Source organism: Dactylosporangium sp. NPDC005572, assembly GCF_040605515.1.
Taxonomy (GTDB): domain Bacteria; phylum Actinomycetota; class Actinomycetes; order Mycobacteriales; family Micromonosporaceae; genus Dactylosporangium.
On sequence record NZ_JBEXCY010000190.1, the window covers coordinates 1 to 23079 of the forward strand.

The 23079-nt window shown below is 66.3% G+C and carries 19 protein-coding genes and 2 pseudogenes; 5 read left to right on the forward strand and 16 right to left on the reverse strand.

What is annotated here, in order from left to right; translation table 11 throughout:
* Nucleotides 1-270: 270 nt before the first annotated feature.
* Nucleotides 271-690: a nuclear transport factor 2 family protein gene (locus ABZS66_RS48485; RefSeq protein ID WP_354769857.1), complete on the reverse strand. Its 420-nt coding sequence runs from the start codon at nucleotides 688-690 to the stop codon at nucleotides 271-273.
* Between the two features lie 195 nt (nucleotides 691-885).
* Here ABZS66_RS48485 and ABZS66_RS48490 point away from each other — a divergent pair, with 195 nt between their 5' ends.
* Together ABZS66_RS48490 and ABZS66_RS48495 are read left to right on the forward strand one after the other, a co-directional pair.
* Nucleotides 886-1878, forward strand: a complete 993-nt coding sequence (locus ABZS66_RS48490) for an alpha/beta hydrolase fold domain-containing protein (protein WP_354769839.1) — start codon at nucleotides 886-888, stop codon at nucleotides 1876-1878.
* 22 nt (nucleotides 1879-1900) lie between these two features.
* Nucleotides 1901-2434 carry a TetR family transcriptional regulator gene (locus ABZS66_RS48495; RefSeq protein WP_354769840.1) on the forward strand — a complete coding sequence of 178 codons (534 nt, stop codon included), beginning with the start codon at nucleotides 1901-1903 and terminating at the stop codon, nucleotides 2432-2434.
* Here the strand turns inward: ABZS66_RS48495 and ABZS66_RS48500 are convergent.
* A complete protein-coding gene (locus ABZS66_RS48500; protein WP_354769841.1) occupies nucleotides 2431-2859 on the reverse strand; it encodes a transposase in 429 nt (142 codons plus the stop codon). The genes ABZS66_RS48495 and ABZS66_RS48500 overlap by 4 nt on opposite strands.
* Before the next feature lie 586 nt (nucleotides 2860-3445).
* Between ABZS66_RS48500 and ABZS66_RS48505 the strand changes: the two genes are divergently transcribed.
* The 3 genes and pseudogenes from ABZS66_RS48505 to ABZS66_RS48515 all read left to right on the forward strand — a co-directional run bounded on the left by ABZS66_RS48505 (nucleotide 3446) and on the right by ABZS66_RS48515 (nucleotide 6327).
* The gene (locus ABZS66_RS48505) at nucleotides 3446-3919 is read left to right on the forward strand and encodes a hypothetical protein (protein ID WP_354769842.1); all 474 of its coding nucleotides are present in this window, start codon (nucleotides 3446-3448) and stop codon (nucleotides 3917-3919) included.
* Between the two features lie 213 nt (nucleotides 3920-4132).
* Complete coding sequence (locus ABZS66_RS48510; RefSeq protein ID WP_354769843.1) at nucleotides 4133-5446, forward strand: pyridoxal phosphate-dependent aminotransferase; 1314 nt, start codon at nucleotides 4133-4135, stop codon at nucleotides 5444-5446.
* Nucleotides 5447-5567: 121 nt separating this feature from the next.
* Nucleotides 5568-6327: pseudogene (locus ABZS66_RS48515) on the forward strand (transposase family protein).
* Between the two features lie 4 nt (nucleotides 6328-6331).
* Here ABZS66_RS48515 and ABZS66_RS48520 read toward each other — a convergent pair.
* The 14 genes and pseudogenes from ABZS66_RS48520 to ABZS66_RS48585 all read right to left on the reverse strand — a co-directional run bounded on the left by ABZS66_RS48520 (nucleotide 6332) and on the right by ABZS66_RS48585 (nucleotide 22919).
* Complete coding sequence (locus ABZS66_RS48520) at nucleotides 6332-7363, reverse strand: methyltransferase (protein WP_354769844.1); 1032 nt, start codon at nucleotides 7361-7363, stop codon at nucleotides 6332-6334.
* Nucleotides 7356-8198 (reverse strand): tryptophan 2,3-dioxygenase family protein, encoded by an 843-nt coding sequence (locus ABZS66_RS48525; protein WP_354769845.1) that lies wholly within the window; start codon nucleotides 8196-8198, stop codon nucleotides 7356-7358. Before ABZS66_RS48525 ends, ABZS66_RS48520 begins: the two co-directional genes overlap by 8 nt.
* Nucleotides 8199-8401: 203 nt before the next feature.
* Nucleotides 8402-8690 (reverse strand): annotated as a pseudogene (locus tag ABZS66_RS48530) (glutamate synthase-related protein); the annotation flags it as partial.
* A 420-nt stretch (nucleotides 8691-9110) separates the two neighbouring features.
* Nucleotides 9111-10115 carry a hydroxyacid dehydrogenase gene (locus tag ABZS66_RS48535; protein WP_354769846.1) on the reverse strand — a complete coding sequence of 335 codons (1005 nt, stop codon included), beginning with the start codon at nucleotides 10113-10115 and terminating at the stop codon, nucleotides 9111-9113.
* 35 nt (nucleotides 10116-10150) lie between these two features.
* On the reverse strand, nucleotides 10151-11032 hold the full coding sequence (locus ABZS66_RS48540) for a carbohydrate ABC transporter permease (RefSeq protein WP_354769847.1): 882 nt from the start codon (nucleotides 11030-11032) through the stop codon (nucleotides 10151-10153).
* Entirely contained in the window at nucleotides 11029-11847 is an 819-nt protein-coding gene (locus ABZS66_RS48545; protein WP_354769848.1) for a sugar ABC transporter permease, read from the reverse strand. The genes ABZS66_RS48540 and ABZS66_RS48545 overlap by 4 nt, the downstream gene beginning before the upstream one ends.
* 248 nt (nucleotides 11848-12095) lie before the next feature.
* Nucleotides 12096-13397: a sugar ABC transporter substrate-binding protein gene (locus ABZS66_RS48550; RefSeq protein ID WP_354769849.1), complete on the reverse strand. Its 1302-nt coding sequence runs from the start codon at nucleotides 13395-13397 to the stop codon at nucleotides 12096-12098.
* A 335-nt stretch (nucleotides 13398-13732) separates the two neighbouring features.
* Nucleotides 13733-14698, reverse strand: coding sequence for an aldo/keto reductase (locus ABZS66_RS48555; protein WP_354769850.1), 966 nt, complete (start codon nucleotides 14696-14698; stop codon nucleotides 13733-13735).
* Between the two features lie 27 nt (nucleotides 14699-14725).
* Nucleotides 14726-15424 carry a ThuA domain-containing protein gene (locus tag ABZS66_RS48560; protein WP_354769851.1) on the reverse strand — a complete coding sequence of 233 codons (699 nt, stop codon included), beginning with the start codon at nucleotides 15422-15424 and terminating at the stop codon, nucleotides 14726-14728.
* Nucleotides 15421-16854 carry an aldehyde dehydrogenase family protein gene (locus tag ABZS66_RS48565; protein WP_354769852.1) on the reverse strand — a complete coding sequence of 478 codons (1434 nt, stop codon included), beginning with the start codon at nucleotides 16852-16854 and terminating at the stop codon, nucleotides 15421-15423. Before ABZS66_RS48565 ends, ABZS66_RS48560 begins: the two co-directional genes overlap by 4 nt.
* 127 nt (nucleotides 16855-16981) lie before the next feature.
* Complete coding sequence (locus tag ABZS66_RS48570; RefSeq protein ID WP_354769853.1) at nucleotides 16982-18196, reverse strand: ROK family protein; 1215 nt, start codon at nucleotides 18194-18196, stop codon at nucleotides 16982-16984.
* A gap of 1053 nt (nucleotides 18197-19249) precedes the next feature.
* Nucleotides 19250-19864 (reverse strand): NAD(P)-binding oxidoreductase, encoded by a 615-nt coding sequence (locus ABZS66_RS48575; RefSeq protein ID WP_354769854.1) that lies wholly within the window; start codon nucleotides 19862-19864, stop codon nucleotides 19250-19252.
* A gap of 253 nt (nucleotides 19865-20117) precedes the next feature.
* The gene (locus tag ABZS66_RS48580; protein ID WP_354769855.1) at nucleotides 20118-21404 is read right to left on the reverse strand and encodes an SDR family NAD(P)-dependent oxidoreductase; all 1287 of its coding nucleotides are present in this window, start codon (nucleotides 21402-21404) and stop codon (nucleotides 20118-20120) included.
* A 129-nt stretch (nucleotides 21405-21533) separates the two neighbouring features.
* Nucleotides 21534-22919, reverse strand: coding sequence for a DHA2 family efflux MFS transporter permease subunit (locus ABZS66_RS48585; RefSeq protein ID WP_354769856.1), 1386 nt, complete (start codon nucleotides 22917-22919; stop codon nucleotides 21534-21536).
* Nucleotides 22920-23079: the final 160 nt, after the last annotated feature.

Below are 23079 nucleotides of genomic sequence, written 5' to 3' on the forward strand. Positions count from 1 at the left end.
CCCTGCCCCAACCGGAGGCAGGTAACCACCGCTCCATCAAAGCGGGGGAAGCTCACGGTCCGCACCACGGGATTGCGGTGCCACATTGCGTGCAAGGAAGGCCGCTTCATGCCAGCGCATCATAGATTCGCAGGGGCAATTCGGCCATCATCGCAACGTCTACGGCCACCGCGTCGCCCAGTTGCGTCGCGGTCACCCGTTCGACAACGAACATCTTCGACAGTCGCACCGTACAGGTCCAGATGGTCCCTGAAATGCGAAGCGGACCGATCAGCGGCCCGACGTCAGTAGGTTGAGTGCGCCACGGACTCCGATGCTGCGCAGCATGGCAGCAACGTCCTCAACAAACCAGGCGTGGGCGATCTTGCGATCGCGGAGGGTGTAGACGCCGACGCCGTTCCAGGCGCCGCTCCGGCTGCGGAACGGCAGGATGCCGAACAGGCGCCCGACACGCTGGCCGCTGTTGGTGAACTGCACGACAACCGTGTCGTCGCGCTCGAAGACGTCATGCACTGTCAGGTGCAGATCGACCCACCGGCTGCCGCCGGATGCGGAGCCCATCATCTTCTTGTACGCCTCGATACCGCGCCGCTCACCGAGGCTGCCTCCCTCCCAGACTAGATCCTCGTGCCACAAGGAGTCGATCAAGTCGAGGTGACCACCGTTGACCACTCCGTCGATGAAGCGCATCACCACGGAGACATTGCCCTCGGTACCGAATCCCTCTGGTTGTGCTCCTGCACTACCCATGTCACCGCTCCACTAATATCAACTAGTTGGTTGACTCCGCGTTCGATGGCACAACTGTCGCGATGAGCTGCTACTATACCCTAGTCAAACATCCCGAGGCCAGCATACCAACCGTTCAGTCGGAGGTTCGGCACCATGTCGCCACAGGCCATAAGCAAAGCAGATGCGCGCGAGGCACGCCGGTTCCAGCGCGCCTTCCCAATCATGATGAAAATCCTGTGGTCCAGCCGCGATTTGGAGTTTGCAACCAAACGCATCGCTCAGCCTGAGCGACTGGAGATCCCTACCCGGCATGGCCGGATCGCCGCATTGGTCTACAGCCCGACCAGCCAGGACCGCGCGGCCCTAGCCCGTGACGGCCAACGACCGCCGCTGCATCTGCTCATCCACGGTGGGGCCTTCATCATCCGCGCGCCGTGGCAGGAAGGCAGCGTCGCCCGCTACCTTGCCTCCGAACTGAACACAGCCGTGATCGTGCCGGACTATGACACCGCACCTGACGTACGCTGGCCGGTCGCGGAAGAACAGAACTACGATGTTTACCGGTGGATTCTCGACAACGGCGCCGCCTACGGCTGGGACCTCTCCCGGCTCACGATCGGCGGCGCGAGCGCGGGCAGCAAGTTCGCGATGAGCGTCGTCGCACAGGCCATCAACGACGGCGTGCAACTGCCAGCCGCTCTGACCTCCGAGTTCGGCTGTGCCGACCTCTCCCGCCCCGACGACACTCGCACCAGCGCGATCAAGAACCCGATCGTATCGAAACGGATGATGGGCCTGGCCCGCCGCACCTACTTCCTCGGCGCCGACCCGCTGCACCCCGGCGTGTCAGTCGCCCTGCACCCGCGCCTCGCCGAGTTCCCACCCACCCTGATCATGACGGGCGAACACGATACGCTACGCCATGAAATGAACGATCTCGCCGCTGACCTGAACCAACGAGGGGTCAACGTTACCCACCGCCAGTTCCCAGGCGTCGACCACGGCTTCACCCACAACAAACCGGTCGACATCGCGCGGGAGGCTGTCTTCACGATCGGCGACCATCTGCGCGCCGCACACACGCGCTCCGCCACCCTGGCATCACCTGGCCGTGACACGAGGAGAGGGCATCCACATGCCAGGTGATTCGGAAGGAACGCGTCAGCGTTTGATCAATGCAGCCATCGCCGAGTTCACAGCACACGGCATCGCCGGCGCCCGCGTCGACCGGATCGCCGCAGCGGCCCAGTCGAACAAAGCACAGATTTACCAGTATTTCACCAACAAAGACGGCCTCTTCGACGCAGCCTTCAACGCCCTCGTCGTCACCTCAATCCAAGATGCCCCGATCGACCCCCTGGACCTGCCCGAATACGCCGGACGCCTGTTTGACAGCTACGAAAGGCGCCCCGAGTTGCTACGCATGGCCACCTGGTACCGACTCGAACGCGGCGGCACTACCGCACCTCTGGAGCCCGTCGTCGACAACATCCGCGACAAGCTCAACGTCATCGCCGCAGCCCAAGCCCGCGGCGACCTCTCCTGCAGCGACGATCCCGTCATCATCCTGGGACTCGTCCTGCACCTCGCCCAGATCTGGTCCTCCGCCCCGCCCGAGTTCGCAGTCTTCATCCCCCGGCTCTCCCGGGCCCAGCGACGCGCCGCACTCGTCGACGCAGTCCGCCGCATCCTCACGTACTAGCCCTGGTCTTTCGCGGGACTGTAGAACGAACGGCTCTGACACGGAGACGGTGGTAGCGGTTGGTCTACGTGAGCAGGATCCGTTGGCGCAGGAGGGAGAAATTCGGCTCGGCCGTACATCTGCCGTTTGAGGAGTTTGACCTTGAGGTTCGCGCCTTCGGTAGGCCCGTTGCTGTAGGGCAGTGTCAAGCCTGCCACGACCGCGGGCCGATCCATCCGCAGACCGTGGACGAACGCGTGCGGTCCGGCAGGGTCGCCATTGTCCACTGTGGTCGTCCAGGCGTCGAGGGTCGGACCACGGCGGCGGGTGCGGATGTCGGCGAACTCGCGAACCCGTTGCGCCAGCATGGCTAGGTGCGGGCACGCGGCCAGCAGGTCGTGAAGGTAGCCGCGGCGCTCGGCGAGCAGGTCGTCGGGTCGCACCATGAGCCAGCCAACGAGCCGGCGCGGTGCCGGCGCGGCCCTGGTTGAGGTAGCGCGCCAGCAGGTTTGCGCTGCCGGCGGTGTAGCCCAGCTCGCGGATCTCGGCCAGCAGCCGGGCCACCGCGACACCCGGTTCCTCGGCGCGGCGGCGGAGATGACCGCGGCACGGGTCAACCACACCATTGCGTACGGGACACGGTCACACCCAGTCGCGACAGCACAGCCGCACCCACCCGGCCGACCACGCTCACAGCCAGGTCCGCGATCAACGCGGTCAGCTGCCAAGTCCGTCGAGCCCACCTCTGCGCCAGCGCGGGAGCCTGCTCCCGGAACGTCCGCCGCCCACAACCGCTGGACTGGCACACCAGACCCCGGACCCGCAGCTCAACCGCCACACCACGGCCAGCCGCCGGACTTGATACACATCCACCCGCTCCGACAACTGGTCACACTCGGGACAGGCCACTGCGACAGACGGCGTCCGGGCCCGCACGACCAGCCCCGACCCATCCTCCATCACCTCATCGATCAACAAGGAGGACAGCCGCGGCAACACCTTGATCACGTCGGAGGCACACCAGCGTGGAGCGTGCCCTACCATCACCGACCATTAAGGACAGACCCCACCACCGGTCACCGCGTCAGAGCCGATCCGCGCATCGCGGGCTGGGCGGACCAGATCCTGACCCCGATCGACGACAGCATCGCCGAAGGCGCCCTGCCCGCCACCGTTCGGTCCTTCACCGCCCTGCACGAACTGCGACGCCAACGATCTACTTACCGACGTCGGCGTCCCGTACGACGGCACCGATGCCGTCTCGAACTCATCGCCGCTCTGCAGGACCCGGTCACGACGCTGCTGCAGGCACTCAATCGGCCCTGGTGCGCGTACGACACCTGCCGCTATCCCGGCCATGACCACACCACCACTCGGTCCGACGACGGCAGCGACCTGGACACCCGGGTCCCGAAGCCCCGCCTGCACTGCTGCTGGCGTGCCCATTACGACGACAAGCTCGGCGACGACCGCCATGACAACCCCGACGCGCCGAGAGTTTCCTGACGCGCAGCCAGCACTGACGTCCCGGCCATCGCCGTGAACCCGTCCCTGCCCGCGAACCCATCGGTCCGGCCGGGCTGATGCCGACCTCCACGAGAAATATGAGTCGCCACCGACGACCCGCACGACCCTGTTGGTCTTCGCCGCAGCGCCGCCTGCAGCCACGCCGCACATGCAACGGCATTCATTGACACAAACCGATGTATATTGGCCACCATGTTGCGATTGCCGCCTCTCGCCGGCCTGATGGCCGATCCCGACGTCGACACCACCGACGACGCGCGGATGCTCGACCGATACCTGCGGTCCGGGCACGCCCTGCCACCACTGCCGATGTCGATCGGCGACCCCTACCTGCTCGGTGGGGCGTTGCCAGCTGGACTGGCGGCGTACGAACAGCAGGCGCCGCAGCACCTCGCAGGATACAGCCGGACACCGGCCGGCCTGCCCGAGTCGCGCCGGTCGATCGCGGCGGACACCGTGCGGTCCGAGCGGCTGGACGAGCACGCGAGCCTCGGTGCGGACTTCGACCTGCATCTCACCTCCGGCACCGGCACCCGCGGCATCATGGGCGACTTCGCCAGGCACCTGCTCGGCACCGACGGTGACGGCCGGACCCCGGCGGTGTTGTGCGCCTACCCGACGTGGGACTACGCCGGCGTGTTCGAGCCGCTCGGCTACGAGATGGCGTACTGGCCGTTGCGCGCCGAATACGCCTGGATCCCCGACCCGGCCGATATCGAGCACGCGCTGGCCAGGCTCGACGCCGACTCCCGCCGACGGCTCGCACTCGTCGTGGTGAACACGCAGCACAACCCGACCGGCGCGACCTGGCCGGAGAGCGTGCTGGCAACGCTGTTCGAGGCCGCCACCGCCCGCGGCGCGGGAATCCTGCTCGACGACGCCTACCGCCGGGTGGTCACCGACGACGCCGACGACGTCTCCGCGCCAGCGGCCCTGCTCGGACACTTCGCGCGCACCGGCGCGCCGGAGCGGGCACGGCGCCGGTGGTGCCGCGTGGAGTCGTTCGGCAAGGTGTTCGCCTGCAACGACTGGGGCATCGGTACTGTCATGGCCCACCCCGAGACGTTGCGTGCCATCGCGCGGCACACCATCCAGTGGGCCTTCCCACGCGGGGCGCGCCGGCAGTGGGCGATGGCGCGCTGGCTGGCCGACCCCGCGTGCGCCCGCTACGTTGCCGGGCAGCGCGCCGCCCTCGGCCACCACCGGTCCCTGTGGGCCAAGTCGCTGGTCGGGCTGGGCTGGCCACGGGAGCTCACCGCCACCGGGACCACGACACCGTATTTCCTGGTCGCGGTACCGCCCGCGTTCCGCGCCCGGCCGGACGGCATCGACGCCTGGCGCCGTGACCTGCTGGACCGCACCGGGCTGCTGTTCTCGCACGCGTCGATCACGATCGACGGCACCGACGCCGGCGTGGCGTTCCTGCGGGCGTACCTGGGCGGCGGCGAGGACGTCGTGGTCGAGGCGATCCGGCGACTGGAGGACGCCGGGATCCGCTACCACTGAGCCCTTTCCAAGCTGATCTCGCAGCTCAGGGTAGGTGCAGCGGGCCGGTGATCGATAGGTGCGAGGCTCCAGGTAGGACAGCTGTCGACCAAGACCCGAAGCCCCGACCGGGAGCCTCGCCATGCTGTCCTACCCCGCCACGATCCCGTTGTCCACCCGAACCCCGACCCACCACGCCGAACGCATCCGCGGCCACCGCAAGCAGCGCCGATCCCGGTGGCGACGCCTCGAGCCGGCCGCCAAGCCCTGCTCGCCCTGGCCCATCTGCGCAACGGCGACACCTACACCCGCCTCGCTGCCGGCTTCGAGATCGGGGTCGCCACCACCTGGCGCTACGTCCAAGAAGCGATAGCCCTGCTCGGCGCGGCCGCCGACGATCTGGACACCGCGATGCAGCGCATTCTTACCCTGGCCTACGCGACCCTGGACGGCACGCTGATCCCGATCGACCGCGTCGCAGACCAGAGGGCCTACTACTCGGGTCAACACCGACGCCACGGCGTGAACGTCCAAGTCATCGCCGACCCCGCCGGCCGGCTGATCTGGGCGTCCGCATCGCTGCCCGGCGCCACACACGACCTGACCGGCGTCCGCACCCATTGACCTTCGCTGACAAGGCATACCGAGGCGCTGGCGGCACCATCCGGACACCATTCAAACGCCACCGCTACCGGCCGAAGCTGTCCCGCCGCCAGAAGGCCGTCAACCGCTCACGCGCCCGCATTCGAGCCCGCGGCGAATGCGCCAACGCCACCCTCAAGACCTGGAAGGTCTTGGCCAAGCTGCGCTGCTGCCCACGCCGAGCGACCGCGATCGTGCAGGCAATCCTCGTCCTGCACCACGTCGAAACCAACCGCTACCCAGATGAAAAGGCTCACTGAACGTTCACGTGTGAACGCACTCGACGACATCGACCTGCGGCAGCCGGGTCGCCGGCTCGCGGATGGCCAGGCCGGAGCCGTGGACGAGCGCGGCCAGCTCGCTCATGGTTCGGTTGCCGCCGCCGGTGAACGAGAACACCAGCAGGTCGTCGAGGACCGCCGACTGTGCGCGGGGTGTCGCCGTGGGCCGGTCGGGGACGATCTGCTCGAGGATCAGAAGGCGGCTCCCCTCCCCCATCGCCGCCCGGCACGACCGCAGCAGCGCGGTCGCCTCTGCGTCGCCCCAGTCCTGCAGGACGTACTTCAGCAGGTACACGTCGCGCCCTGCCGGGACGCCCTCGAAGAAGTCGCCGGTGACGACCGCGCACCGGTCCGCCACGCCCTCCGCGTCGAGGAGGCGCTGCGCCGCTGGCCGTACCTCGGCCCGCTCGAAGACGGTACCGCGCAGGTGCGGCCAGGCGTGCAGCAGCCGGGTCAGCATCCGGCCGTCGCCGCCGCCGATGTCGACGATGGTGGACACGTCCGAGAAGGTATACGCGCGGGCGAGCTCGTCACCGATGCCGACGGAGTTGGCGGACAGGTCCCGCACGAACAGCTCCCCGAGCGGCGGGCGGTCGCCGAAGAACTCATACATCGTTCGCTTGTGCGCCGCCTCGAACGCGCAACCGCCGTCGAGCAGCGCGGTGCCGAGATCTTCGAACACCCGGAACAGGTCGGGGTGTCCGAGCTGCAGTGACCGGTGGTGGAGCGAGCCGGGCGTGTCCCGGCGCAGAAGCGGCGTCAACGGCGTCTGCCGCAGCTCGCCGGCGTCGTCGATGGCGAGTAGGCCGAATGCGGCCCAGGCCCGCACGATGCGTAGCAGGTTGGGCAGGGCTACGCCGGTGTCTCGCGCGAGGTCCTCGGCGCTGCGGGGGCGCTCGCTCAGGAGGTCGGGCAGCCCGAGGCCGACGCCTGCCGAGACGACCTGCGTCGTGATGACGCCGGACAGCAAGGACAGGACGGCAGTCGTACCGGCGAAGTCGGTGCGGTTAGGCAACGGGCACCCCATGGGTCTCGGCGTGGCTCGCGTGGGTCTCGGCGTGACCGGCGACGGTTTGGGCGCGGCGGGCGTGTGCCTCGGCGCGGGCCGCCCACAGCTTCGGGAACGGCGTGCGCAGCCGGCTCGTCAGGTATTCCAGGCCGGTCGTGCCGCCGCTCCCCGGACGGTCACCGATCATGCGGGTGACAACGTGGAGGTGGGTCGTCTGCCAGCTCCAGACCCCCTGGGCCAGCTCGGCGAGAGCCTGCGACATCCGGAACATCGGGTCGCCGCGCAGCCCGCCGACGACCAGCTCGGTCAGGTCGCGACCGGAGCGGTCGAGCAGCCGCAGGTAGCCCTCGAAAAGCGGTTCGGTCCCGTCGCCGTTCAGGCCGAGGATCGCCCGCAGCCGGTGGAAATGCGCGGACTGGGCGCCGCTCGCCGTGCCGAGCCGCTGCCGGAACGCAGCGAAGCACTCGACCGGCAGCCGCCCGAGCAGCTCGGCCTGCTGACGCAGCGTCACCAAGCAGTCGGTCGCCCGGCCCACGCTCTCCAGCCAGTCCTCCACGTCGCCGTCCGGCGTGGCCAGGCACTCGACCGCGGCGTCGAGCTCCAGGACCGCTTGCCGCAACAGCAGCTCACTGCATTGATGTATAGCGATGAAGAAGTGTTCCGCACGGAACGTCCTGAGGTCGTCCGGCGGGGTCAGGGGCTGCTGCAGGGACATGAGCTCTGGAATTCGGAGGTAGCCGGCATAGCTCGGGCCGCCCGTGGCCGGACGCAGGTGCGAATACACGATTCGACAAACCCCTTCCGTCTCTGCTGACCGCCGACGATATCCGAGCTGCAGCACTGGGACAAGGTTCCTGTATTCTCAATCATCATTGTCACATGTCGATTAAATATTTTTGATTTACATCGTCGCTTATAACTGCGAGAAGATACGGTGGTTGTGTTACACTTCAGGAACACGGCGCAGCGGCCCGGCGAGGCGCTCAGCCTGCACCGCTCAGCCGCGGCTGGCGCTCGAGGATCCCCGCTCGGGAAGCAATCCCCCAGGTACTCGGTGGTGACGCCGAACCGGTCGCTGGCGACCTGCTTGATCGCGGAGCGGCGGCGAGGTCCGTGGAGGCGGTCGACGTCCTCGCCGGTGTTCGACTTGCCGCCGATGTTGTTCATGGCGATGGCGAGCGTCTCGTGGCCTCGGCCGAGATCGAGCCGTACGACATCGCGCCCGTGGCGAACCGCTTCACGATCTCGGTCGCCGGCTCCACCTCGTCGAGCGGCACGGCCGCCGCACGCCGTGGCGCACCTCGAAGAGCCCGCGCGACGCCCCAGCCTCGGCCCCGCCTTGCCCGCCGCTGGTCGGTGAGCTCGTAGGAGCCGGGCCTGCTCACACCGCTCCCGGACGGCAAGCAGATGTTCTATGGCCCATAAGGTGATCCCCGCGTGCTGGAATCGAGGGTTGGCGGCCGCGGCAGGAGAGATGACACCAGCGCCGGACCGGGTGACGCAGTCGTTGCGCACCCAGCGGATCGAGACGCCCTCATCGTTGTATGCGAACTCGGGCACACAGTTCAAGATCTCCCGCAAGAGGGCGTGCCGCTGGAGCCAAACGAGGAAAACCACCGACGCGGCAGTCGTGCACCGGTTGACCGGGGTCGCACTTTGCCGAAGTATCGGGCCCGGGCGGGCGACCGTCGGACTCCGGTCATCCGGCTCGCCCCGGCGGCAGGCGTGCCTGAACGCCTGTTACCGGACCCGGTCAGGCGAGCGCGTCTAGTTGATCGACGTGGACCGCACCGAGGAGCGGCTCTCCGGCGATGAACCGTTCGACCTCACCGACGGCGAACACGCCCAAGCGCCGGATCTCGCTGCCTTGCACGCCGGCCAGGTGCGGTGTAATCCAGACGTTGGGCAGATCGAAAAGGAGATGCCCGACGGGAAGCGGCTCGGGCTCGGTGACATCCAGGTATGCGTCGATACGGCCTGTTGCACACTCACGGGTGAGCGCATCGGTGTCGACAAGCGAGCCCCGCGCCGTGTTCACCACGATGGCCCCGTCCGGCAACAATTTCAGCCTTCGCCCATCGACCATATGGCGCGTCTGCGGAAGCTGTGGAGCGTGCAGCGTCAGTACGTCGCTGCGGCGGCACAATTCGTCGAGATCGACCAGCTCGGCACCGAGCCTTCCGGCCTGCACTGAGTCCAGGTACGGGTCGGTGACCAGCACGCGGAAGCCAGCGGCGACAAGCCTGACGATCAACCGGCGGCCGATCCGGGATGCACCCACCACACCGACCACGCGCCCGTCATTGCCGGCCCGTTGCCCGAAGCTCGCGAACCGACCCGCAGCGTATTCCAGCGCCAGACCGAACGCGCGCTTGCCCGCCAGTGTGATGACGGCGAGCGTGAAGTCGACGACCGGTTCGGCATTGGCATCCGCCGCTGACGATACGGCGATACCCCGGGCGAACACTTCGGGGCCTACGTGAGCTTTGATGGAGCCAGCTGCATGCACCACTACCCGCAGTCGCGGCGAGGCGTCGAGCATCTGCGCGGTCAGCGGCGGGCAGGACCATCCGGTTACCAGAACCTCGACTGTCTCCAGGCGGTGGAGTGTCCCTGGATCGGCGAAACTCTCCACCGCCTCCGTCCCGACGAGATCGATGCAACTGCCGAGCCGGGACATGAGGTCGTCCGGCAGTACGGCGGGGGCAAACACGCGGGACATCGCGATCATTCCGACAGGGCGTTCGGCCTTGCGCACGATGTCTCCAATCGTTGGCTGAGCAGATGTCGACGCTATTTGACTGCTCCGCTGACCAGGTCGATACGCCAGTACCGCTGCAGGGACAGGAACAGCGCGATCACTGGGACCACCGAGAGCAGCGTGCCGGTGATCACGAGAGAATAGAGGGACGCCTCAGCCGCGCCGTGACGCAACAGACTGTAGAGCCCGACTGTCAGCGGGAACTTGTCGTCGGTAGCGACCATAACGAAGGGCAGCAGGAAGTTGTTCCAGATCACAATAAATTGCAGGAGAAAGACCGTAATGAGGCCAGGAACCATGAGCTTCAGCCCGACGGACCAAAACAGCCGGAACTCGCTGGCGCCGTCGATGCGCCCAGCTTCCAGTATCGAGTCCTCGACCGCGGCTGCGGCGTAGATCCGGGACAGGTAGATGCCGTAGGGATTGAACAGTTGCGGCAGGATCACTCCCAGGTAGCTGTCGGTCAGTCCGACGTGCGACAGCAGAAGGTACTGCGGGATTGCGAGCACGATTTGCGGCAGCAGCACGCCAGACAGGATGACGTTGAAGAGCACGGTTCGCCCACGGAACGAGTACTTTGCCAGGGCGTATCCGGTGGCGGCTGAGATCGCGGAGGCGAGCACACCACCGACGAAGGCGTAGAGGAAGCTGTTCAACATCCAGCGCCAGAAGATGCCCCCGTGGTACGTGGACAGGTCGGTGATGTTCTGAACGAGGCCCCCGCCGAAACTTGGCAGGTAGGTCGCGGTGGAGAATAGTTCCGCCGGGGATTTCGTGGCTGCAACGAGGATCCAAAGCGTCGGCACGACGCAATAGGTCGCACCGAGCACGAGCACCACGGTGGGCAACAGGGTGCTGCGTCCCTTGCCCGATGTGCGCGTCGACCGTTCCGTCACGGTGCCGATGGCGGTCATCGTTCCTCCTGTGCGACCCGCGACTGCACCACACGCGCGGCGATGAATGAGATGATCAGTGCCGCGATCGCCAAGACGACCGAGATTGCCGCTGCGGAGTAGATGTCCGAGTTGACGAAGGCGTCGGTGTACACCTTCATCAGCGGTACCCAGGTGGACGAGATCGCGTTGGACAACGGCTTCAGGGTGTTGGGTTCGTTGAAGAGTTGAGCCGAGGCGAGCAGCGTGAACAGGGTGCACATGGTGATCGCGGGAAAGACGAGGGGTATCTTGATCCGCACCGCGATCTGGAACTCGGAACTTCCGTCCATGCGGGCCGCCTCGTAGATCTCCGGCGGGAGCGCACGAAGTGCGGTGAAGATGACGACCATGTTGAAGCCGACCGCTCCCCACACGGCGATGTTAGCGACCGAGGCGTAGACACCCGCGGCGCTGAAGTAGTTGATCCGATCGCCGCCGATGGGGCTGGTGGCAGGCAGGTACATGAAGCCCCACAGCAACGTGGCGATGACACCGGGCACTGCGTATGGCAGGAAAATCAGGAGCCGGGTAATCCTGGTGAACCTGGCTCGCGCTGTGTCCAGCAGCAGGGCGAAGAGCAACGCCAGTCCGATGGTCAGCGGGATCGTGATTGAGCCGACTGCAAGCATTCGCAGCACGCTCGACCACAGGTCAGAGTCGGACAGGACGTTGCGGTAGTTGCTCCACCCGACAAAGACGACCTTGGAGCCGGCACCCAGCAGGCCACCGGTTACCTTTCGGCCCTGGAAGCTGAGGAGTATCGCGTAGAGGCCGGGCGCCAGGACGAAGGACACGAACAGCAACGTGGCCGGTAGGACGAGCAAGTACGGCAGACCGTTACGTCGGGTAGCGCGCCGGCCCGGGAGCGGGGTAGGCCGCTCCCTGTCGGCGATGCCCGGCGGACCAGGTGTACCCGCAGGTGTTTGCGGGTGGATCGGTTCAGTCGTCGTCATCGTTCCGCTTCTATCATCGTCAAGACTGGGGTGTCCGGTGGCGTTGCGGACCCCGGCTGGCCGGGGTCCGCAACGGGTCTAGGCCGGTCCTAGCCGAGGGTGAAGCCGAGCTTCTTCATGTCGGCCGTCGTGTTGTCCTGCATGCTGTCAAGCGCGGCACTGAAGGAGCTGCCATTCTGCAGCGCCTGACCGAAGGCGTCGGTGTAGCCGCGGAAGGTGACGGTGACGTTCGGACCCCAGATTGAGAAGCTGCGGGCCGACGGTGCGACGCTCTTGACGATGCTGTAGAAGTCGGGCTGGTTGGGTACGAACGCGGGTGGCTGCTGCAGGATCGGCAGGGAGCGTCCCGACGTCGACGCCGGGTAGATGTTGATGTGCTGGACCTGGGCCGCGACGGCGACGTCGTCCGAGTTCAGCCACGAGACGAACTGTGCAGCCTGTGCAGGGTGCTTGGAGTCGGCGGTGACGGTCGTGGCCGAGCCACCCCAGATGCCGGTTGTTTTGTTCCCCGCGGTCCAGGCCGGCAGTGGCGCCACAGCCCATTTGCCCTTGGTCGATGGCGCGATCCCGCCGAGCTGGGCGGGGGCCCAGGCACCGGAGATCCATGTCGCGATGCTGCCGTCGTTCATCTGCTTGTTCCATTGCGGGGAGAACGACGGGTTCTTGAGGATGTCGCCCTTCTTGACCAGGCCTTCCCAGTAGTCGGCCACCTTCTTGGTCTCGGCACCGTTGATATTGACCTTCCAGGTGGTGCCGCTGGTGGTCCACCAGTCGGCGCCTGCCTGCTGAACCAGGCCTGCAAACCAGCCGGGGTCGGCTGCGTCGAAATTGGTCATCGCGACGTTGGGGGCCTTCTGGCGCAGGCTGGCTGCTTCCTGCGCGTACTGCTCCCAGGTCGTCGGCACGCTCAAGCCGTACTGTTGAAAGATGTCAGTGCGGTAGAAGAGCATGAGCGGGGCGACGTCCTGCGGGAGCCCGTACACCTTGCCCTCAAACTTGGTTGCGCTCAGCGTTGCGGCGTCGAAGTTCTGCACTGCTGTCTTGGTGTACTCGGTGATGTCCCGGACTACGCCGTTGGAGACCAGCGCGGGCAACGACTGGTACTCGACCTTCGCGATGTCGGGGCCGTTCTTGGCCTGGTGCGCGGTGATCATCTTGCTGACGAGCTGGTCGCCGCCGGCGGGGTTGGACAGCGTGACGTGGATGTCAGGATGTGCGTCGTTCCAGATCGCCACGATCTTGTCCATGTTGGGGTCCCAGTCCCAGAAGGTCAGCTCGACCTTGCCACCCGTAGTGGACTCGTCCGGTGAGTCGTTGCTGCTTGAACACCCGGCCGCGAACAGCAGACTGGCCAGGAGCAGGCTGGCGAACTTGGTGACGGTTCTGCTCATGTCGGTTCCTCACTTACGTCGGTCGACGAGCTAATTCCGGAAGGCACGGCCTCCACTTCATCGGGGTGTCGATGCAGGCCGCAGTTGATACGCAGGAAGATCAAAGACTTTTCCTTCGACTTAAGGTAAGTCCTATGAAACATGCGGTCAACCACTCAGCAAGGAACGCATGGACGGCGGACCAGCCGTCTGCGATCGATCAGCGTGAGCCCGGCAAGGTATCGACCAGCCCGCGCCCGGGCATGGCGGAACGCCCAGGTTCCGTCCGGCCAAGGCCAGTTCGACGCCCACCCACGCCTGGACTCGACCCACCTGGGCCCTCAGGTTGACGCCGCTTAAGGCGGCAGCGGTCGGTCCGCGCCGACCAGCCCCAGATCCTGCAGTTCCGCCCAGAAGGCCGAGGGGGTCGGGTATCTGGCCGCGTCGAGATTCAGAGTGACTTCCTCGGCCGATTTCGCACCGACAAGCACCGAACTGACCGCGGGGTGCGCTGCGGCGAACTGCAGCGCGGCGCCGGGCAGCGGTACGCCGTGCCGCCGACACACGGCCTCGATCCGCGCCACCCGTTCGAGTATGGATGCCGAAGCTGGTTGATACTCGTAGCTTGCGCCCGGCACAGCACCGGTGGCGAGGATGCCACCGTTCAAGACGGCGCCCAAGACGACCGACACGCCACGCGCGGCACAGTCAGCGAAGAGCGCGTCCGCCTCGTACTGTTGCAGCAATGTGTACCGATTCGCCAGCAGGATCACGTCCATGCTGGTCTCCTGCACGAACCGGCGCAACATCCCGGCCTGGTTCATACCCGCGCCGACGGAGGTGATCAGCCCGGCCGCGCGGAGCTCCGCCAGTACCGGCCAGGCCTCGTCGATCGCCTCGGGCCAGTGGTCGTCCGGGTCATGCAGATAGACAATGTCCAGCCGATCGACACGGATCCGGCGCAGGCTTTCGTCAATCTGGCGCAGGATGCCGCTCCGGCTGAAGTCGAAGACGGTGGTCGCCCGCCTACCATCGACCGATTGGCAGACGGTGCGCCCTACCTTGGTGGAGATGACGAACTGTGTGGCGTCACGCTCGGCGAGAAACGAACCCAGGCGCTCCTCCGCAAGTCCGGCACCGTAGAACGGGGCGGTATCGAGGTGCCGGATGCCAAGGTCTGCGGCGCGCTCAAGGCAACGCTGTGCGGCCGCAGCGTCGACGAGGTCTGGCAGGATTCCCAGCGGCGCCGTACCCAGACCGAACCGGCTTGCCCGCAGGCCTTGCCTGCCCAGGTTGGTCGGCTCGCCTCCGGCTGCGATCATCCGCGCCTCCTCTTGCCGTTTCCGTCCTTACCGGCTCGCCCAGACCAGTCCGCGGCCGGTGAGGGCCCGCACTGCTGGTTGTCGCAGATCGTCCAGGCGGTGCCCGATCGCAGAGACGAAAATCTTGCCAGCACCCCATTTGCGCGTCCAGACGACGGGCATGGTCACCGGCAGGGTGCCGTGCCCGCCGTCCGACGCAGAGATGACCGTACTGGCTAGCGTGTGGCTCAATGAATCGGTCAACATCCAGTACTGTTCCGTGTGCACGGTGAAGTCCCCAATCCCGGCGACGATCGGGTGATCGGCGTATGCGGGTTCGATCCTCACGTCGTACTCAACGAACTGCTCGGGATGAAAGAGGAATAGCCCTCCTACCATCCGCAGGTACTCACGACTGTGCTCGAAGGTGGCGATAACCCCGCCGTGCCAGCCGGCGAAGCCTGTCCCGGCGTGGACGGCCGCAAGCAGCCCGGCGCACTGCCTCTCAGTGAGGGTGCCCTGGGACCAGCACTGCACCACCAGATCTGTCCGCGACAGCAGCGCCTCGTCACAGTAGACGTCGAGGTCCTCGGCCACAGTGACGTCGAAGCCCCTCGCAGAGAGGTCCGCACGGAACAGTTCGGTGGTTGTGACCGGGGCGTGTCCCTCCCACCCGCCCCGGACGATCAGGGCGTGGCGGACGGAGTGCCCGCCAGATTTGGGGCCGGCACCAGCGCTGCCGGTCATCGCCGCCCTGCCGGGTCACTGGTCCAAGTCGGCAGCGTCAGGGGCGTGCGTTGCACTCCGATCCACTGGCGCTTGGTGAACGCCGGCATCTGGTTTTCCGCGCCGTGGCGGGCATGTGCGTCGTTGACGTGCACCTCGCCGGCTTGCAGCCGCTCGGCTACCGCCAGACCGCGGATCAGGTCGCGGGAGAAGACCGAGTTCATCAGCATCGGATGACCGTTGACCAGCTCGACCGCCGCATCTTCTGAGTCAACGACGGTGATCGGGATGACCGGGCCGAAAATCTCGTCACGGAAGGCCGGCATGTCGGCGGTCACGTCAGCCAGCACAGTCGGCCGGTAGAAGAGACGGTCGTAGGTGCCTCCGGTGATCAGCTTTGCGCCCATGGCGATCGACGGCGCGACGATCTCGCGGTGCACGCGGTCACGCTGCGCCTCGCTGATCAGCGGGCCGAGATCCATGTCGGGGTTTAGTGGGTCGCCCACTGTCAGCGCTTCAACCCTGCGGGTGACTGCCTCGATGTACCGATCGGCGACATCACACAGTACGACGTGCCGGCTCGCGCTGATACACGTTTGGCCCTGGAACTCAAGCGATGCGATCATGGCGGCCGAGGCGGCGAGGTCAATGTCGGCGTCGTCAAGCACCACGAAGGCATTGGAGCCGCCCAGTTCCAAGCGAACCGCCCGCAGGTCGGTGGCCGCGGACGCGGCGATGGCCAGGCCTACCGCGCGGGAACCAGTGAAGTCCAGCAGGTCCACCCCACGATGTTCAGCAAGCGCATGACCCGCCGCAGGCCCGTCACCGGTGACGACGTTAAACACACCCGCGGGCAGCCCCGCATAGTTGGCCGCCCGCGCAAGGACCTGGCCGCCGATGATTGGCGTCAGCTCGGCCGGTTTGAGCACCACCGTGTTGCCGAACGCCAGGCCGGGTGCCACCGCGCGCATCGCCAGGTTCATCGGGTAGTTCCAGGGCGTGATAATGCCGATCACGCCCAGTGGCACGGCGCGGGACATCGAAAGCTTGCCCGCCTTGTATGGAGGAAGTAGATCTCCCGCGTTCTCGGTGGCCTGTACTGCTGAGATCTCCAGTTGGCGGATGCTGGTAGCGACCTCGTCCTCGGCCTTGGCGCGTACGCCGCCCGTCTCGCGCATGCTCTGACGCACGAGTTCGTCAAAATGACCGGCCAGGTAAGCCGCGAATCGGCGTAGGTATCCAGCACGTTCGGGTGCCCCGAGCGCCGCCCAGCTCGGCTGTGCAGCTCGCGCCGCCCGCACTGCCGCCTCGACGTCGACGTCGTCACCTAGTCCGTAGGTGCCGATCTGGACATTGGTGGCCTTCTCCAACACCGGGCCGGTGCGCCCGCCGGCGGGAGGCCGGAAGGTGCCGTCAATGTAGAGCTGGCCGTCGCCTGCTGGGGTGGTCATACGTGTACTCCGGAAGGGCTGGGCACTTACATTAAGTCTTAAGATAAGTCTTGATCGACTGCTCGTCAAACCCTTCCGAAGGGACCAAACGACGTGCTATAAGGCGAAGACGCAGGCCAGCAAGGGGTCAGCGGATCCTCGACAACGGCCCGCCGTTGTCGAGGATCCGGACAATCGGCAATGTGGCGGCGCCGAGCGCCACCGCGTCGGTGCCGATTTCGCCGAGCTGGATCTGGATCTGCCCGTACAGGTACGACAACGCGTGACGGCGGGTGGCGGCCCGCACCGCGGGAAGGATCACCGTCCCGATCGTCTCGGCAACCCAACCGGCGAGTATCACTCGGTCCGGGCTGAGCAGGTTGACAAGGTTCGAGATGCCAATACCAAGATACTCGGCGGTCGTATCGAGGACATTGGCTGCGGGCCCCGGAACGGCTGCTCGCGTCGCGAGCTCCGCAAGCCGAGCCTCCGTGCCTACCGACTCCAGGGGCCGACTACCCGTAAGGTCCGCATACCGCGCCAGTATGGCCTCTGCACCGACATATGCCTCGAGACAGCCACGCGAGCCGCACCGGCACGGCGCACCGCCGACCACGATGACCGTGTGCCCCCACTCACTCGTGCTGCTCGTCGCGCCCTGAGCATCAGGGCCGCTTGCCAGTGCGGCACCGACACCGACGCCGAGTAGCGCCACGACCGTGCGGCTCGCTCCACGACCGGCACCTCGCCACATCTCCGCCTGGCCAAGGGTGCGGGCACAGTTGTCGATGTAGAGCGGCGCAGAGACAGCCGGCTCCAGCATCTGGTCCAAACGAACCCCAGACCAGCCGAGCGTCGGGGCATACACGACGCTGCTCGAGTCCGCGGTCTGCACTGCACCGGGTACTCCGACACCGACGCCAAGCAGCTCGTCTGCAGAGATGTTCGCCTCTGCAGTCACGGTCGCGATACCCGCGCCCACCATCCGAGCCACCGCCTCAGGCTCGAGACTCGTCTCTGCGATGGGGAACGTCGTGCTGCCAATCCGGTTCAACGTCCAGTCGAACAGACCGACCTGGACATGAGTCTCCCCGATGTCCACGCCGATGACGCTGCCGAACTCGGGTCGGACTCGCAGCAAGGCGCGCGGCCGTCCACCGTCGGAATCCTCCGAGCCGACCTCGGCGATCATGCCATCGTTGACAAGGTCGGAAACCACGTTGCTGACCGAACCCGAACTCAACCCGGACACCTGCATCAACTCGAGACGGCTCGCCGAGCCCTGGTGGTAGATGTGCGCGAGCAGCGCCGCCCGGTTACGCCGACGCAGGTCCCGCGTCGTATGGCGCGTCGCAAGGGTCACCCCAACAATTCTGCCAGACGCCTCGAGCAGGCCAGGGACCCGAACCAACGGGCCATTGCACCTCGACAGGCATGTCGACCTCTACCTATACCTTCCGTGTAGACGTTGGAGAACATGGAGAACCAGACAAATCCTGTCGAATATGTGAATAAACTACCTGGTCAACACCGCGCCGCCGTCGATGACACGGATACGCTGCGATACTCGCTGACGGCCGTGGCACGAACTCCGAAGGTGGCCCGCCCCGTAGCGTGATACTGGCCGGGGGCGCCCCGGCAGCCGTCCACCATCGGCGACCCGGCAACCGCTGACCGCAGCCGTCACCAGGTTCCCAAAGTTCGTATGCGGCCGAGCGGCTTGAAGTGCCCTTCGACGTTATCCGCGACGAACTGCATTCGTGTCCACTGACGTAGGAACCGACGCTCTGCCGTTCGAAGCTGGCAGGCCGATCTGCCCAAATCCCCTACTGTGCGTGGACATCCCTCTGGTCACTCGCACCCCAGCGCCGCCGGATCACTCAAGAGGGCCACCGGGCACGCTACCGCTGGCGTGCTCAGCAACTACCCAGGGCACTACCACCGGAGGTCCTCCGAGTCCGGCGCCCCTACGAGACTGGCTGTGCTGCGGATCTGGGGCGGCGGTCGGAACCTCCCGGACGGCGTCAACGGTCAGGGCATTGAACGCCGCCTGAAAGGCGCCTCCGTTTCTGTCGAGATAGTGGTTGACCTGCACCTTCGGGTTTGACGGCAGCAGCGATCCGTTCGACACTCGACCCACCAAGCCGCGCGCCGCGGACTCGCCGCCCGCGGCGGCCAGCAGCCGAGCCCGGGTGGCGTCGAAGTCGCGCTCTGTACGAGGCTTCTAGTTGACTAGTGCTGTGACCACTAACGTTTACCGGGTTGGTGTTTGTGTTGTGGTTCCCCGCCGCGTGGTGCGGTCGAGCGACTCCCCGCCATGACCGTTTCGGGTGGTGGTGGGCGGGCCTCAGCCGGCGCGGAGGACCGGTCTCCCGCAACTCCCGCTCGGCGCTGGGTGGACATCTGCCAGCGGTCGTCACGGGTACAGATTGCGGCCATGGGTAGCCGTGTCGGGCAGTGCTCGGAGGATCAGGCCGGCCACATCTTCATAGGTGGTCTGCGACGACGTGCGGCTGGGGGTCATGATCCCGGCACGCACCCCGCGCGGTGGGCCAGCGACGATGCGGACCGGACGAACGAATGTCCAGTCCAGACCGCTGGCCCGAACCAACACGTCCTGGACGCGACGTTCGCGGATCGCCGGTCCGGCGACCAGCCGGTAGCCTGCAGCCAAAATCCAGGGTATGACGCCCGCGACATGCTCGCCGTACGCGGACTCCGACACGACCAGCAGGCGCCGTACACCCTCCGCCCGCATAGCGTCGATGATCATCTCAGTGCCTCGCGAATACAGCGGAGTTCGACGGTCACGACCCAGGCTAAACGCGACGACCGCACTCTCCGCCCCGGCCAGCGAAGCTCGCAGGCTTACCGGATCAAAGACCGACCCGACCACAACCCGGTCAGCGACCGCGTCGCCGAGCCGGGCCTGGTCCCGTACATATGCGGTCGTCGGCAGGCCCGCCTCGGCCGCCGCGGCGAGCAATGCCCGACCTGTCCGACCAGTAGCGCCAAAGACAGTAATCTTCATCGAATACCTCGTTCCCTTAACAACTATGGGGCCTGGCGTCACGAAGAGGAAAACCCGCGCCGCAATCGTTGACTGCCGGACCGCCTCCGGTCGGCTACTCCGCGGTGCCCACAGCCACACCGATCGGGCACTTCTGCCACCCTGACCATCGCTACGCCTTCGTCCGCCGCCACCCGAACCTCGGTGACCAGCCACTCCGAACGCTGCGCCTCACATGACATCTGCTGTGTTTCTGAACCCAGCCGAACGGCTGTCACGCCGGGAGAGTGATCACTCCAAGTTGAAGGAGCATGCCAAGAGTGTCCTCGCCAAACCACGCCTCCACGATCTTGCCGTTGCGGACCCGGTAGATGCCGATGCCGAGCCATTCTGCATGGTTGCCGGTGGGAGGGGCGCCCATGAACGAGCCGGTTTGGGTGCCACTGTTGGTGAAGCGGAGCACGACCGTGTCGTCTCTGACGATGGTGTCATGGATCGTGAGATGCATTCCGGTGAAGGAGCCCTCGCGGGCGCTGGCAAGCTGCTTCGTGTAGGCAACGAGCCCTTCGGTCTCGCCGAGACTGCCGCCGTGCCAGCGTAGATTCTCAGCCCACAGTTCAGGCAGGACGTCAAGGTCGCCACTGTTGATGACCTCGTCAACGAAGCGATGCACGACTGCGGCAGGGTCGGCAGCGAGGATACCGAGCGGGTCGAGTTCATCGGGCGTTGCCTCAGGCCGGTCGATCGAGCGTGAGAACTCCGCCCACTGGATATCGTTCGTGGAAAGTGTCTGCGCGGCCTGGCGGGCTCCGATGACGGCGTCAGTGCCGAGGAGCAGCCGCACTGGGGGCTCATCAAGGCGACTGAGGCGCAGGACGGCGTCCGCGACGAGGATAGGGTCGCCGCCTACGGTGTCGCGGATGCGGTCCAAGAGGCTCGCGATCACACCAACCGTGGGCTGATAGGGAGCACTGATCGGCGGGACGGCCATGGAGGAACCGGCCCAATCGGTCCGGATGCCGCCCGGTTCGATCGCCGTGACCTTGATTCCGAGCGGTCCGGCCTCCTGGGCCAGAACCTCGGTGAAACCGTTGACCGCCCATTTGGCGGCCTGGTAGGCGGCCAGACCGGCGGTGCCCACACGCCCACCGACGGATGACACGTTGATGATCCGCCCGGCACCCTGCCTACGAAGGGCCGGAAGGACCGTCTGCACGACGTTGACCACCCCGAAGAGGTTCGTGTCGACCTGCGCACGGAAATCGGCGGAGGTAATGTCCTCGATCGCAGCGAGGTTCGCGTAGCCGGCGTTATTCACGACGACGTCGATCCGGCCATACTCGTCGAGGGCAGCAGCGACAGAGGTCCTGACGGCGGGAAGGTCGGTAACATCGACCGCCGCCGTACGCAGGCTATCGGGATAGCGTGCCGTTAGGTCGGCCAGCGCCTCAGGCCGGCGCGCGGTGGCGAAGACCCGATCACCCGCGGCGACCGCGGCCTCGACGATCGCGCGTCCCAACCCACGGCTCGCGCCCGTGACGTACCAGATTCTCGATTCCATCTGCACTCCTTCATCGATGTTGGCTGTTCAACTGGTGCGGCTGGCGCTCCTGAGAGGCCCTTTCGAGGTGCCCGGTCCGACTGGCGCAAATGGACGTTGCACGACATCGACGGCAGCCACCCCCTTACATCAGCTCGGACCCTCGTCTGGTCGAGCCGACCGTGCGATGGCGATGGCTATGCCGATGCCTACAAGGGAGATGATCGCGGCGGTGAGAAAGCCGCCATGGACACCGGTGGCGGTAGCGGCCAGTTCACCCGCGCCGCGGGCGCTCTGACTACTGGCGATCATGGACATAACCGTGATGAGCAGTGCCCCACCAGCGGCGCCAGCGACCTGCTGGACGGTGTTAAGAATCGCGCTGGCGTGTGGTGAGAGTGGTGCTGGGGTCACGTCCATGCTGATGGTGAACAGGGGGGTCAGCAGGAAGGCAATACCGGCGTTCAGCAGCACGTGGGCGGCAATTACCCAACCGTACGGGGTAGTTTCTCCGACGGCGGTCAGTGCCCAGAAAGCGAACGAGAGCATGATGGTGCCCGCCGGCAGCACGACGGTTGGTCCGCGCCGGTCGGAGATGCGGCCGACGACTGGAGCGAGAACACCCATGACGATGCCACCGGGCAGCAGCGCCAATCCGGTCTGCGCGGTGCTGAGTCCACGAATGTCCTGCAAGTAAAGCGGCAGCAAGAGCAGCGCGCCGAACAGGCCTACCATGGTGAGGGCGAGCAGCGTCACCGCACTGGAGAACCCGGGCGAACGGAACGAGCGCAGATCGACGAGCGCGCGGTCGGCGCGCCGGAGCTGCCGGCGGGCAAACAGGACGAGCGCAGCGCCGCCGACGGTGAGTGCCCCCCACGCCGGCAGCGTGCTGCGCGAACCGGCAGTCTCGCCGAAGGCAGAGAGGCCGAAGATGATGCCGCCAAATCCGACCGCGGACAACAGGCTGGAAAATACGTCGAAGCGTGCCGACTCGGGCGTGGTCACATCGCGGATGACACGGAGACCGTAGATGAAGGCCGCGCCGGCGATCGGAAGGGTCAGCCAGAACAGGGACCGCCAGCCCAACGCGTCGAGGACGAGACCGGAGGCCGTCGGGCCTAGGGCCGGGGCGGCCGCCATCACCAGTGTGATAGCACCCATCGTTCGGCCGCGGATCTCGGATGGCACGAGCGTCACGATCGTCGTGAGCATCAGCGGGGTGATGATAGCGCTGCCAGTGGCCTGGACTATCCGGCCAGCCAGGAGCACCGGGAAGTTCTGCGCCGTGGCGTCGATCAGGGTACCGACCAGGAACAGGCCCATGGCGATGGCGTAGAGCAACCGGAGGCGGAAACGACGCACCAGGAAGGCCGTGACCGGGATGATGATCGCCATCGTCAGCATGAAGCCGGTCGTGAGCCATTGCGCGGAGGTCGCCGGCACCTGCAGATCGTGGATGAGGGAAGGGATCGCTACGGTCATGACCGTCGCGCTGAGCACAACGACGAACGTGGAACCCAGTAGTGCGGCGAGCATTGCCGCATCCCGTCGAGGAAGCCGGGCTGGCCGAGCCGCGTCTAGGGTGTGGGGCACCGCCGGGCGAGAAGCCATGAGGGTCATCGGGGGCCTTTCTGCGGTCCGGTCTGGCTTAGGCGAGGAATCCGCCGTCGACGGAGAAGTGTGTGCCGGTGATGTA

Excerpts from the sequence above, each read along its gene's own strand:
- ABZS66_RS48510 (WP_354769843.1), top strand. The coding sequence starts at position 4,133 with ATGTTGCGATTGCCGCCTCTCGCCGGCCTGATGGCCGATCCCGACGTC.
- ABZS66_RS48550 (WP_354769849.1), bottom strand. The coding sequence starts at position 13,397 with ATGAGCAGAACCGTCACCAAGTTCGCCAGCCTGCTCCTGGCCAGTCTG.
- ABZS66_RS48485 (WP_354769857.1), bottom strand. The coding sequence starts at position 690 with ATGCGCTTCATCGACGGAGTGGTCAACGGTGGTCACCTCGACTTGATC.
- ABZS66_RS48555 (WP_354769850.1), bottom strand. The coding sequence starts at position 14,698 with ATGATCGCAGCCGGAGGCGAGCCGACCAACCTGGGCAGGCAAGGCCTG.
- ABZS66_RS48560 (WP_354769851.1), bottom strand. The coding sequence starts at position 15,424 with ATGACCGGCAGCGCTGGTGCCGGCCCCAAATCTGGCGGGCACTCCGTC.
- ABZS66_RS48575 (WP_354769854.1), bottom strand. The coding sequence starts at position 19,864 with ATGAAGATTACTGTCTTTGGCGCTACTGGTCGGACAGGTCGGGCATTG.
- ABZS66_RS48565 (WP_354769852.1), bottom strand. The coding sequence starts at position 16,854 with ATGACCACCCCAGCAGGCGACGGCCAGCTCTACATTGACGGCACCTTC.
- ABZS66_RS48585 (WP_354769856.1), bottom strand. The coding sequence starts at position 22,919 with ATGCTCGCCGCACTACTGGGTTCCACGTTCGTCGTTGTGCTCAGCGCG.
- ABZS66_RS48490 (WP_354769839.1), top strand. The coding sequence starts at position 886 with ATGTCGCCACAGGCCATAAGCAAAGCAGATGCGCGCGAGGCACGCCGG.
- ABZS66_RS48580 (WP_354769855.1), bottom strand. The coding sequence starts at position 21,404 with ATGGAATCGAGAATCTGGTACGTCACGGGCGCGAGCCGTGGGTTGGGA.
- ABZS66_RS48500 (WP_354769841.1), bottom strand. The coding sequence starts at position 2,859 with ATGGTGCGACCCGACGACCTGCTCGCCGAGCGCCGCGGCTACCTTCAC.
- ABZS66_RS48540 (WP_354769847.1), bottom strand. The coding sequence starts at position 11,032 with ATGACCGCCATCGGCACCGTGACGGAACGGTCGACGCGCACATCGGGC.